This is a genomic window from Paenibacillus sp. FSL H8-0280 (assembly GCF_045040665.1).
Classification (GTDB): domain Bacteria; phylum Bacillota; class Bacilli; order Paenibacillales; family Paenibacillaceae; genus Paenibacillus; species Paenibacillus xylanexedens_A.
In genome coordinates, this window is record NZ_CP150296.1 from 6,321,491 (window position 1) to 6,334,235 (window position 12,745).

General features: G+C 47.2%; 11 protein-coding genes. All 11 read right to left on the minus strand.

What is annotated here, in order from left to right; genetic code table 11:
* Nucleotides 1-272: 272 nt before the first annotated feature.
* The 11 genes from MHI12_RS27560 to atpD all read right to left on the minus strand — a co-directional run bounded on the left by MHI12_RS27560 (nt 273) and on the right by atpD (nt 12,732).
* Nucleotides 273-497, minus strand: coding sequence for a DNA-directed RNA polymerase subunit beta (locus tag MHI12_RS27560; RefSeq protein WP_017691949.1), 225 nt, complete (start codon nt 495-497; stop codon nt 273-275).
* Nucleotides 498-509: 12 nt separating this feature from the next.
* Complete coding sequence (locus tag MHI12_RS27565) at nt 510-1,349, minus strand: flagellar hook-basal body protein (RefSeq protein WP_405170851.1); 840 nt, start codon at nt 1,347-1,349, stop codon at nt 510-512.
* A gap of 529 nt (nt 1,350-1,878) precedes the next feature.
* Entirely contained in the window at nt 1,879-2,763 is an 885-nt protein-coding gene (locus tag MHI12_RS27570; protein ID WP_105600129.1) for a flagellar hook-basal body protein, read from the minus strand.
* A gap of 102 nt (nt 2,764-2,865) precedes the next feature.
* Nucleotides 2,866-3,864 carry a rod shape-determining protein gene (locus MHI12_RS27575; RefSeq protein ID WP_076209800.1) on the minus strand — a complete coding sequence of 333 codons (999 nt, stop codon included), beginning with the start codon at nt 3,862-3,864 and terminating at the stop codon, nt 2,866-2,868.
* 219 nt (nt 3,865-4,083) lie between these two features.
* Nucleotides 4,084-4,371, minus strand: coding sequence for a sporulation transcriptional regulator SpoIIID (spoIIID, locus tag MHI12_RS27580; protein WP_024632710.1), 288 nt, complete (start codon nt 4,369-4,371; stop codon nt 4,084-4,086).
* Nucleotides 4,372-4,541: 170 nt separating this feature from the next.
* Complete coding sequence (locus MHI12_RS27585) at nt 4,542-5,279, minus strand: M23 family metallopeptidase (RefSeq protein WP_091036305.1); 738 nt, start codon at nt 5,277-5,279, stop codon at nt 4,542-4,544.
* Between the two features lie 1,038 nt (nt 5,280-6,317).
* Complete coding sequence (gene spoIID, locus MHI12_RS27590; RefSeq protein ID WP_405170852.1) at nt 6,318-7,658, minus strand: stage II sporulation protein D; 1,341 nt, start codon at nt 7,656-7,658, stop codon at nt 6,318-6,320.
* 470 nt (nt 7,659-8,128) lie between these two features.
* The gene (murA, locus tag MHI12_RS27595) at nt 8,129-9,475 is read right to left on the minus strand and encodes a UDP-N-acetylglucosamine 1-carboxyvinyltransferase (RefSeq protein ID WP_082762960.1); all 1,347 of its coding nucleotides are present in this window, start codon (nt 9,473-9,475) and stop codon (nt 8,129-8,131) included.
* A gap of 522 nt (nt 9,476-9,997) precedes the next feature.
* A complete protein-coding gene (locus MHI12_RS27600; RefSeq protein WP_017691941.1) occupies nt 9,998-10,255 on the minus strand; it encodes a DUF1146 family protein in 258 nt (85 codons plus the stop codon).
* Nucleotides 10,256-10,861: 606 nt separating this feature from the next.
* On the minus strand, nt 10,862-11,266 hold the full coding sequence (locus tag MHI12_RS27605; RefSeq protein ID WP_036612555.1) for a F0F1 ATP synthase subunit epsilon: 405 nt from the start codon (nt 11,264-11,266) through the stop codon (nt 10,862-10,864).
* A 62-nt stretch (nt 11,267-11,328) separates the two neighbouring features.
* Nucleotides 11,329-12,732, minus strand: coding sequence for a F0F1 ATP synthase subunit beta (gene atpD, locus MHI12_RS27610; RefSeq protein ID WP_047840699.1), 1,404 nt, complete (start codon nt 12,730-12,732; stop codon nt 11,329-11,331).
* Nucleotides 12,733-12,745: the final 13 nt, after the last annotated feature.

Here is a 12,745-nt window from a genome sequence, read left to right on the forward strand (position 1 = left end):
CAAGGTCAACCCCCACATGACAAAGGCGAAGCTCATATAAAAGGTTTTTAATTTTAAATTTTGTATGGAGAGCATATTTTCGGTTAACACTAGTTATATCCTTCATGACTGCAGTAGTGAAGGTTAAGATAAGGGGTCTCTCTTCGCGATGACGAATGTCTTTCGCAGGGGAGGCCTCTTTTGTGACGTCAAACGTCATCCATCATTATACTGTTTTCAACGTCAAAAAGAAAACTCCTGCCTGCGCAGGAGTTTTCGCTTAACTCGTTACATTATGGAGCGAACACCAGATTGTATACATGTTCCCATGTACTCCATTGCCATACGGAACCGATATCCTGTTTGCCCAGTACCACATATCCAGCTACCATTCCGCCAGCGAGGGCAAGAACAAGCAGGACCGGAACCAGGAACCATCTTGCGATGCGCCATCCACTCTTCTTCTTCTTGACTTCCTTTTTCTCCGGCTTACTGTTCTGCTGCTGTGTTTCTGTCATCACATTCACCTTTTACGCTCTCATATTGTTGGCAAGACCCAACATGGAATCACTTGAAGTTAGCGCCTTTGCCGCCAGCTGATATGTCCGCTGTCCTTGCATAAGCAAAGACATCTCCTGTGTCAGATCCACATTGGATTGCTCCAGAAATCCTGGACGAATCAATGCAGCTGCTTGACGGGTAGCTGCATTAGCACCAAATACATCATCCTCGGTCAATCCTGCATCCAGACCAAACAGGTTATCCGCATACTGTACCAGCCCCTCAGGGCGTTCAATGTCTACCACTTGCAGCTGTGCTCCAATGGTTGCGTTTGCCGCATTACCGCGTCGGATTAACAGGTTGCCATTTTCATCAAAAGCAACTTTGCTATTATTCGGTGCCGTAATACGATTGCCTTGACGATCCAGGGCAAAGTAGCCTTCGCCATTGACCATCACCATCATATCAGGTGAATTCGGAGTAGGCTTAGGTCTTGTATCCGGTACAAAATGAAATGCACCCTGACGTGTCCACATTTTCTCCCCATTCGCTTCAACTGCAAACATCGCATTTCCCTCGATGGCCAGATCAGTCGGAAGACCAGTCTCGTTCATGGGGCCTTGAGACATATCCTTCGTTACATCTGCCAAACGAGCACCAAAACCGAGGTTATATCCCATCGGTGTGGAACGTCCATCCAGTTTGTACTTGTCCGGTTGTTGTTGCACCCGGGTCAGCACATCCTCGAATGCCGCTTGCTTGCTCTTATAGCCTGCCGTGTTCACGTTGGCAATATTATCGGAAATGACATCCAGACGCTGCTGTATCGCAGTCATGGACACCTTGGCACTAATCATGGAATTATTCATTGGTGGTATACCCTCCCTTGTGTCCTGTCCACCCTCCCAAACCCTCCCTAGTAGGGAGGGCCCCAGATGGCGCTGCCCTCTGGACTCCCGAAACAGGCGGATTAGGTAAGTGGGGTACGATCTTGCTAAGTGGCGGTGGTGTGTGTGCGCCGCGACAGCCGTGCTATGATTCCCGCCATAGTTTCACATGGCTGAATCATAGCACGGCACGCTCTTTATGCGGCGTGTAGCTCCGCGTGGTCTCTCCTTGCTTTGCTCCGCAAAGGACTGTCGAGACCCTCGCTTCGCTCAGGTATTGCCACGCATTCCTCGCATATGCTCCGATGCGTCTAGGCTCTTGCGCTCCGCGGGGTCTCTTCCTTGCTTTGCTCCGCAAAGGGCTGTCGAGACCGTCGCTTCGCTCAGGTACTGCCACGCATTCCTCGCATAGGCTCGGATGCGTTTGGTTTGCGCTTCGCGTGAGCCTCTCTGCTTTGCTGCGCAAAGGGCGTTTGGCTCTCCGCTGCGCGGTTATATTTAAACGTCGGCGTTATACACGTCCGACTTCATTGACGGCTTTATCCAGACTGCGGTCGTAGAATTGTACGATCTTCTGGTTTGCTTCATACGCACGGAATGCGGCGTTCATATCAACCGTTGCCTGTGAAGCATCCACATTCGAGCCTTCCAGGTATCCCTGACGGATCTGCACATTATCTCCTGCAGCCATCATCCGTGACGTTGCCCCGTTTGCATCGCTGAGACTGAAATTGCCATTACCTTGACGAACCAGTTGATTCGGCTGGTCAATGACACTAATGCCAAGAGTAACCCCTGTTGGTGCGCCTGTTGCTGCATCCACGAGACGACCTTGCTCATCCACTTTAAATTGCTCTACGGAACCTGTCAACACTACAGGTTGTCCATTATTATCCAACACTTGTGAACCTGTTGAACTCAGCAATTGTCCCGTTCCTGTGATCTCGAAGTGACCATCGCGTGTATATCCGGTGTTACCTTCTGCATCCTGAACTGTAAAATACGCCTGAGGCTGGTAAGTCACCGTGCCGTCGGCCCGTACAAATTTGCCTGATGCGTCAAACGGGACAGGTTGTCCAGTCTGCGGATCATTGACAGTCATATTGGATGAAATGGAAAAATCATTTTTCTGCCCAGTCTCCATAATGGTCCCCTGCAAATTCATGGACAAACTCTCTTCCGCGAACACCCCCGTGTTCAGCTTGCCCAGCCGCTTTGTTGGAAGATTTGCATCTCCGCCTACCAAAGTAATGAGCATTTCCGGGAAGGAACGGCTTACGCTGTTCACCTGTTTATATCCCGTGGTGTTCATATTTACGATATTCTGTGTTGCTGTGTCATGGCGACGTTGTTGCGTAATCATTCCCGCAGTAGCGGTGTACAGACCTCTTAACATGAATTAACCCCTCTCCTCAAGCGCTTGACCTGCATCGCAGGTTGGCTGCTTGTCCGTTCTGCTTGCCGAGCATGGCGAACCTTTGCTTTTTATATCGGCAGATTAGAACTTTTTCTTAACCACCTGATCCAAATTATTAAGCATTATGCCTGTCCCCTTCACGACACAGTGCATTGGATCTTCCGCAACCCATACCGGTACATGCAATTCATTGGACAAAAGCTCGTCCAGTCCGTTCAGCAATGCCCCTCCACCAGTCAATACAACACCACGGTCGATAATATCCGCTGACAATTCAGGCGGTGTACGTTCCAATACCGATTTGGCTGCCACGATGATGGATTGCACGGAATCCCACAGTGCTTCCTGTACTTCTTTTCCCGATACCGTTACGGTAACTGGCAGACCGGATACCATATCGCGTCCGCGAATATCCATCTCCGTTTGGCCTCCATCCGGATGCACGGAACCAATCGCAATTTTGAGATCTTCAGCGGTCCGTTCTCCGATCATGAGCTTGTACTTGGCTTTGATAAACTTGATAATGGCTTCGTCGAACTTGTCCCCTGCGACTTTAATAGAAGAGGCGGTGACCACGTCGCCCATAGAAAGGACTGCAACGTCAGTCGTACCGCCGCCGATATCCACGACCATATTGCCGCTCGGCTGAAAAATATCCATTCCCGCACCGATCGCTGCCGCTTTCGGCTCTTCTTCCAGAAACACTTCTTTGGCACCGCTGCGTTCTGCCGCCTCACGGATGGCCTTCTGCTCCACGGAAGTAATGTTCGTTGGTGCACAGATCAGAATCCGAGGGTGGCTGTACCAGCTTCTTGCACCCACACGATTAATGAAATGTCTGAGCATCGCTTCTGTAATCTCAAAGTCAGCAATAACGCCGTCACGCAGCGGTCTAATGGCAACAATGTTACCTGGAGTACGCCCCACCATACGACGCGCTTCTTCCCCAACAGCAAGGACACGCTTCGTATCTCTTTCAATGGTCACGACGGAAGGTTCATCGAGGACAACCCCACTTCCTTTCACGTGAATAAGCACGTTGGCCGTGCCAAGATCAATACCGATATCCTTGCTAAACATAAAAGAGCCCCCAAAGTGATATTATTTGGTCAGCGTATCCTGTGAAAAAGAGTCCCTTATCACGTCACCGCTCGTTCGACAAAGTGCAACATATATATGTAAAAATCGGGCTGATAAGATGTCATAATTCGATCCTGTACCAGCTTTTAACATATCATACTTCAGGGGAGGGATTCAATGCATGTGTGAGCTTTTTGGCCTACGTCTTTGTGAAGATGCTTACGATTTGGCGGAAGCCAACACCTCACGTTTCTTACCACTCGTTTTTTTGTATTTAATTTTGGTCGCTTCACCGCCCCGCAAATGGCGGATGGACTTGTGATACTCCAAAATGTGTTTCACCTGGTCAGCAAGATCAGGGTTGATTTCCGGCAGACGCTCCGTCAGATCCTTATGCACAGTACTCTTTGACACGCCGAATTCTTTGGCTATGGTACGGACCGTATTCCTCGTCTCAACAATGCAGCGACCAATTTTGATGGTCCGTTCCTTGATGTAATCGTGCACGCTCCCGCCTCCCTACTGTGTGGATAGTTTGGTACATTATATGAGGAGCATGCCTATATATTCGCGGTTTAGAGGTGTGACAAGCTTCGAAGGTCCCATTATTTTCTGAAAAGCACAAAAAGAGCAGAGGTTTAACCCTCTGCCCATCATGTTGCTGCGGTAAAATTCATTTATTTTTCCGGAAGATATCCTTGAGGGTTAACCGGCTGTCCGTCTTCGTACACTTCAAAGTGAAGGTGGTTGCCAAGCGTTTTACCCAATTCATTGACGCCAGCGGATGCAATCGCATCTCCCTGTTTCACTTCGTCGTCCTGTTTCACTTTGACGTCTGCCAAGCTTTGGTATACCGTCTTCAGGTTATCGCTGTGTGTGATTTCCACAACTTGACCTGTGAGTGGATTTTGCTCAACCCGGGTAACTTTACCGGCAAGCGCTGCTTTGACTTCAAACGTTTTGTTATCCCCACGTGCCAGATCCACACCTGTGTTCGGGATGAATGTATCATTGTACTGCACCATTGCCGCTTCATGTTCCTCGGTTGAAGCTTCGCTATCATAGAAAGGTTTTACTACCGAAATTTCGGACGGTACCGCTACCGGCCATACAAAATTCTCCGACTTTGCAACAACTTCCACACTTTCTTCTTCGCCTACTGCTGTTCCTTCTGTACCCACCGATGCGCCTGTTTCTACTGCTTCTTTAGCAGAGTCCGGGTTCATAGCTTTGTCGCCTGTTCCCTGATAGACCCACACTAAGGTTAGTATAATGCCTGCTGCTGCGATGTAGGCTGCCGGGAAGACCCAGCGTTTGGACATTGCTCTTTTCCATGAAGAGGGCTGACTAGCCGGTACTCCTTGAGTTGTTTTAGGAGTTTCTTCTTGGTTTGTTTTTTTGTTTTGTTCATTCATGTTAATCACCTCAGTAACAAGTGTTACCGGGTGCAACTCTTTTATACACGCGCGACTCTAATTATTTTCACGGAGGTTTCAGAGAGTGCTATATATGTTGGAGATGAGTGTTAGTTCGTGCGCCGCTTCGGGGCCAGAAAACCTTTCGACCGCTGGTTACTACCAGATTTCTTCTATCACCTTCTTCAAAGGTGAAATCCGGTAGTAAAGGCGGACACTTTGTTTCTACAGGTCTTTTCTGTCCCCTGCGCTCCCCATACGCTAGCACTCTCCGCATATATTGCCGAATCTCGAAAGCCCCGGAATGGGTGTTGGTAGACTGGTCTGGATTGGCTGTAGAGGCCAATCCTTCTATGAAGTGCAATTATCGGTGAGAGCGAAATGATATAGGATGTGACTGGATAATACAGATGTAAGGTGCTCTAGGTTCGTTAAAGTGAGATGTGAGATTAGAGATTGACGATGCCACATCAATAATAACTGTTCAATACAACATTTAGATTTAAAAGAAGCTGAATCATGATTGGTTACAGTATAGTTAGAAGTTGCTTGGTAGACAGGGAACATAAATCAATTTTTTAACCTTAGGGCTTGGAAACCTGATTTCAACGTTCTGGTTCTGTTTTGGTTTTGGTTCGGCTGCTTATTGCGAATGAGCATGTGGTGAATGACAGTACCCTCATTTTCCCTAATGATTAGATAATAAAATATTTCTAACGAACTCAGGCGGCCTTATTGGCGGGGAAATCGTGGCTTAGGAATTCTAACGAACCCTAGACACGCTAATTACTCTCATGGGCGCTATTATGGCTCAAATTCGGTGGTATATCGTGATATAACATGTCTGAGATTCGTTAGAATTTCCATTCGTTGTGATAACGCCCAATAAGGCCTCTCAGATTCGTTAGCGCGACTGGTATGTGGGAAGTCTGATGAGTTCCAAACCTAAACTGCTCTCATTCCTATACTTTTGCACACATTCGCACATATTCCTACCCATTTGAATTATTTCGCTTTATCCATCCGTGTTCATCTCGCCTACTTCAATGCTAGCATCTTGGATGCCTGTCCGAATGAAATGCCGGTATAGTAGTGTTTGAGAATCTGGGTGGCCGTGTGTCCCTCCTGCGCCATGCCGTTTGCTCCCCATTGGCTCATGCCAACCCCATGACCGTAACCGTACGTTGTAATCTGGATTTCGTCACCTGTGGTCTTCCAACTGAACTGGCTGGATCTTAATCCGAGCAGCTTACGGACCTCAGGGCCGCTGAATGTTTCACCTGCGATCTGCATTTCCTTAATCCGATGCCCTTTGGTTGTAGACAATACTTCCATCCACGATCCACTCTTCTGGGTGGTAACCGGAATGGCATCCAAGTTCAACTTCTGCAGAATCTCGTTACGCTTCATGGTGACGGTCTGCTTGAATCCTGGTGCCAGGTTTTTGTCCCACGGACTGTCTACACTTTGCAGATACGGCACAGCGTTCCCCCATACATCCTCAGCATTCTCGGTATACCCATTACTTGTAGAAAAAAAGGATGCCGTGATCGCCTTGCCCTGGTAGGTCATCACCGTATCTCGACTTTCGCGGACAGCCTGTTGCAGCTTCTCCCATTCCTTCGCCTTCCCTAGACGCGTCCAATCCGCTTTCACCTGATCTGGCGGAATAAACACCTGATGGCTGACCGTATCCGTCACATCTGCAGTACCCGATGGCACACCGCTTGTATCACTAGCAGCAAGTCTTCGCACGATAAATGTGCGAGCTGCTATCGCCTGTGCCTTTAACGCCTCCAATCTGAATTCCGCTGGCATCTCAGCTGCCACTACCCCGGTAACATAGTCTTCCAATGGCAGATTCATCGTTGTGCCCGTTGCAGACAGGTATACGCGTACTTTAGGTTCAGGGTAGGTAACAGGAACGGCTGGCGCAGGAGCTGGAGTTCTTGTACTGCTTGAATCTGTTGGAGCAGGGATCGGCTTTGGTGATTCGTTTGTCCGCGGCCATACCAAAATTACCGGAATCAGCAACGCCATTGCCAATAAGGCAGATACAGCGGCAGCAGGTTGCCATCGCGTCGTATTACGTCCCCATCGGGGTTTTCGTCCAAATGTACGCATTCGACGACGCTTCACACGGCGGAACTGGTCCAGCTCAATAACAGGTATATGAATATGCTCGGTTGTCTTTCGGTTCAGTTCATCTGTCGACACCCGTCCTGGATTGGATAATCTTGCAGGCTGTGATGGAACAGTCCTCAGGTTCGATGGGGCAGGCTTGTCTTTTTCCACTCCAGAAACGGTATTTCCCTCCGGCTCTTGCATACCTGGACGAGGGACAAGGGGTACCTTTACCTGTACACGAGCTTCTTTCATTCGAATATAACCCTCCGTTATCTATGGCCGGTCATGTGCCGGTCGTGTTGTTCAAATCCATAGTTTAGGTTATGAGCTGGCTTGATCTGATAGAACCTGATTTAAGAGAAACGAGGCCCTTTTCGTTCTGTTCAATTTTCTGTTTTCTTTAGCTATGTACATCTTAGAAACGTTGATCTGTCGCTGAATACCGGTGTTTAGCTAGATCAGACACTCTATATAAAGTACGCTCTTTCATTTGGTTCGGGATCGATACAGAATACGATGTTATGCTATACAAGTTAGGACCAGCTATTAATAGAATCAGGTATCAACTATCTCGTTGGCTTCTTAAAAATAAACACAAAAAAAGCCAAGCCAGATGGCTTAGCTTTATCATTTTTTACAATATACGTTCCATCGCATGCATAATCCACACAACCGTGTGACTCATAATAGAGGGACCATATTTTTTCTATTCAAAACCAGTGTTAAGCCAAAGTTGGTTGCACCTTAAACATCGGTACTTCTTTCTCCACTTTTTCACTAGGTGCTTTGGTTGCTTCCAGCTTAGGCTCATCAACCGAGATCCGATAGATGTCAGCGCCAAGTCCGTTAAGCTTCTCAGCGAGATGTACATAGCCACGGTCGATGTGATGAACACCGCCCACTTCCGTTGTACCTTCAGCAACAAGACCTGCAATAATGAGTGCGGCACCCGCACGCAAATCGGTAGCCGTTACTTTGGCACCCTTCAGTTTGGCGTTACCTGTGATGATGGACGAACGTCCTTCAACTTTGATCTCCGCATTCATCAATTGGAATTCATCCACATGCATGAATCGGTTTTCAAAAACAGTCTCTGTCACGACACTTGTTCCTTCAGATGCAAGCAAGAGTGCCATCATCTGGGATTGCATATCTGTCGGGAATCCTGGGTATGGTAATGTTTTCACATCCACAGCCTTAAGAGGACGATCTGCGATTACACGCACGCCATTCTCATCCGGTTGGATTGTTACACCCATCTCTTCAAGCTTCGCGATAACGGAGCCTAAATGATCAGAGATTGCACCTTCAATGTACACGTCACCACCAGAAATTGCAGCAGCAGCCATATACGTACCAGCTTCTACCCGATCCGGAATAACGGTATGTGTAACACCTGTCAGTTTCTCCACACCTTCAATGCGGATCACTCCAGTACCAGCACCACGTACGATGGCACCCATTCCATTCAGGAAGTTGGCAAGATCCACAATCTCAGGTTCTTTTGCCGCGTTCTCCAGAACAGTTACACCTTCGGCCAATGTTGCAGCCATCATAATATTTTGAGTGGCACCTACGGAAGCCACATCCAGATAAATTTTCGCACCACGCAACCGTCCTTGGCTACGAGCTTCGATATAACCTTGGCCCAAGCTGATCTCTGCGCCCATGGCTTCAAAACCTTTCAAATGCTGATCAATAGGCCGTGTACCGATGGCACATCCACCAGGAAGTGAGATTCTTGTATGACCCATACGAGTCAACAAAGGCCCCATGACCAGGAAAGACGCCCGCATTTTACTTACCCATTCATACGGGGCTTCACAGGAAGTAAGTTTCTCCGCATTTACGGTAATCACTTCGTCCCGGTATGTAACTCCCGCTCCCAGCGATTCCAACACCTTGTTAATCGTCATCACATCGTCTAGAGGAGGCGCGTCAATAATAACGCTTTGTCCTTCTTCCCCTAAGAGAGAGGCAGCGATGATCGGAAGAACAGAATTTTTAGCGCCGCTAACTTTGACACTTCCGGTCAACCTTTTGCCACCGCGGACGATAAATTTGCTCATCATGGTTCCCTCCGCGCTTTTATTCCCTTTTCTTCATTCCGGAATACGTAAGCCCCACTATGCTAGAAAGGACTGTTGCTGTGTGTGGAATTTCGACATATTCTGGCATATTGCCACAGATGTCTGTTCAGAAAAGAATTGGTTTTTATAATCCATATCAATGATACCATGTGCCGTGCATCTTGCTATTCAGCATGTAAAAATCAGTGTCTTACAAGCCAGCAGAGCATCAGAACAGACAGAGTGGGATGGTTATTAGCCGGCATGAACCGGATATCCCGTTTATAACTACAAAATAAGTGAACAATTGTGAATTCCCTAACTTCCATCATAACATTGTTGAATTGTACGATACAAGCATTTTTACATAAAACATCTCAAATTCATCCAATTTTACGTCACATTTTTTTCTTAATTTCTTTACCGACAACTCATACTCTAATTGTTAACACAATTAATCGATGTTATTCGACAATGAGCAGCTTGAAGAACCTAACAGATGATTAACCAACCATCTCAACATTAAAACAAATTACGCAACATTTGAGTCCAGGACAAGTAGTCAATGACAAAGCCAGCAACGGCATGCCCCAAAATGATGGCGAGCAACAAATGCAACAGTCTTCCCTGAGCACCTCGTGGTTGCCTGATGATTAAATCCAGTTTGAGATTTGTCAAAGCCCACCAAGACAACGCAATACATAACAGGGAGACGATAATTGAGACCAAGCCATTGGTGCTTAACGCCTGGTTCACCTGATTCGTCAGATCAGTATCCATATATTCTTTACCTCCACATTTGTTGCAGCGATCAGCATATCATATGCCCGGCACCCATAACTTGTTAGTATACTGGAATGTCTTAAGCACAACATACTGAGCGTACTGTCAGATTTACTCCTGCCAGGCAGGAATCTCCTGATGCCCAATCACCGAGCAGCAACAATGCGGCTGTGCATGACTATGGAATCTACTACGCAGCTTCCTGCTTCTGCTGACTCTATGGAATATAGGCTCTTTCATCATACATTGTCAATTACATTGATTTCCACTTCTAAAATATTTTAATTTTAAAATGCCGGGATTTTGTGACTAAAACGACATAAAAGAGCGCTATTTCGATATCGATTCTGTCATTTCCTCGGAAATAATTTAAATTTACTCATGAAAAAAATGGTTCTCTTAGTGGTAAATGCGCCCACTACTTTAGTCCTACATTCTATTCAAATTCTCATAATCGGTGAATATTTTGCTTAAAATACTTCTGTTTACTGAAGGGATAGGATGGATTTGTGGTCAGCCATTTTGATATATTCGATAAAACAATTCTATCAAACAAACTCAAAAAAGCCCGGCAGACTAAGCCGCCAGGCTTCCAAGAATCGTTTATTTGCCGAACACATTAATCCGGTTAACCGCTTTTTGCAGCGCAATCTCTGCACGACGGTGATCAAAGTGGTCCTGATTGCTTTGGCTTGCAAGCCGACGTTCTGCCCGCTCTTTCGCCGCACGCGCACGATCCACATCAATGCTTTCCGGGAATTCAGCACTCTCTGCGAGTACAACAACCTTATCTTTACGAACTTCGATAAACCCGCCACCGATAGCAACTCGTTTATTTTCTTTTCCGTTATGGATATAGATTGGTGCAATCTGCAAAGGTGTAACCATAGGAATATGACCTGGCAGAATGCCCAGTTCCCCTTCAATACCACGAGCCGTAATGCTATTCACCTGTTCTGAATAGACCAAACGCTCAGGTGTTACGATTTCCAACAAAAAGGTGCTCAATTCCATCCCTCCTGAAATATCCGAAGGATAGCCCGCTTCATAAGGACAATCCTGGATTCAGACTAAACCAGTGTTTTGGCTTTCTCCACTGCCTCTTCAATTGTACCAACAAAGAGGAAAGCTGCTTCCGGAAGATCATCATACTTACCTTCGAGAATCTCTTTAAAGCTGCGCACCGTTTCTTTAACTGGAACGTATTTACCCGGAATACCGTTAAATGCTTCAGCAACGTGGAAAGGCTGGGACAAGAAACGTTGGATTTTACGAGCACGGTATACAAGCGCTCTATCTTCTTCACTCAACTCGTCCATACCCAGGATTGCAATGATATCTTGCAATTCATTGTAACGTGCCAAGATACGTTTAACGCCTTGAGCTACGCTGTAGTGTTCTTCACCTACAACTTCAGGGGACAAGATCCGGGAGCTGGAAGCCAGTGGATCTACCGCAGGGTAGATACCCATCTCGGAAATTTTACGCTCCAAGTTCGTCGTTGCATCCAAGTGAGCAAACGTCGTTGCAGGAGCCGGGTCAGTGTAGTCATCCGCAGGCACGTAGATGGCCTGGATGGATGTTACAGAACCTTTTTTCGTTGATGTGATACGCTCTTGCAGTTGACCCATTTCTGTTGCCAGCGTAGGTTGGTAACCTACCGCGGAAGGCATACGTCCAAGCAAGGCAGATACTTCTGAGCCCGCTTGGGTGAAACGGAAGATATTATCGATAAAGAGCAACACGTCACGGCCTTCTTCATCACGGAAGTATTCCGCCATCGTCAGACCTGTGAGGGCTACACGAAGACGTGCGCCTGGAGGCTCGTTCATTTGTCCGAAGACCATTGCTGTTTTGTTGATAACGCCGGAATCACTCATCTCGTGATACAAGTCATTACCTTCACGTGTACGCTCACCAACACCCGCAAATACGGAGATACCGCCGTGCTCTTGTGCGATGTTGTTGATCAATTCTTGAATGGTTACCGTCTTACCTACACCGGCACCACCGAAGAGACCGATTTTACCACCTTTAGCATAAGGAGCAAGCAAGTCGATAACTTTGATTCCTGTCTCCAGCATTTCTGCTTGGGTAGTCAGTTCATCAAATGCAGGTGCTGAACGGTGAATCGGGTTCTTGTGCTCAGCAGCTACGGCACCGCCAGTATCAATTGCTTCGCCGAGTACGTTAAATACACGACCCAGTGTTGCTTCTCCGACGGGTACAGAGATTGGTGCTCCTGTATCTAAAGCTTCCATACCACGAACAAGTCCATCCGTGGAGGACATCGCAATACAACGTACTCGGTTGTCACCCAGATGTTTCGAAGCTTCGAGTGTAAGGTTTACACTAACGCCGCTCTCACTTACTGTAGTGATCGTAATGGCATTGAGGATTTCCGGCAGACCGCCGCGATCAAACTCGACGTCAACAACCGGACCCATGATGCTCACAACGCGTCCTTTGTTCATCTTAACGTTCCCC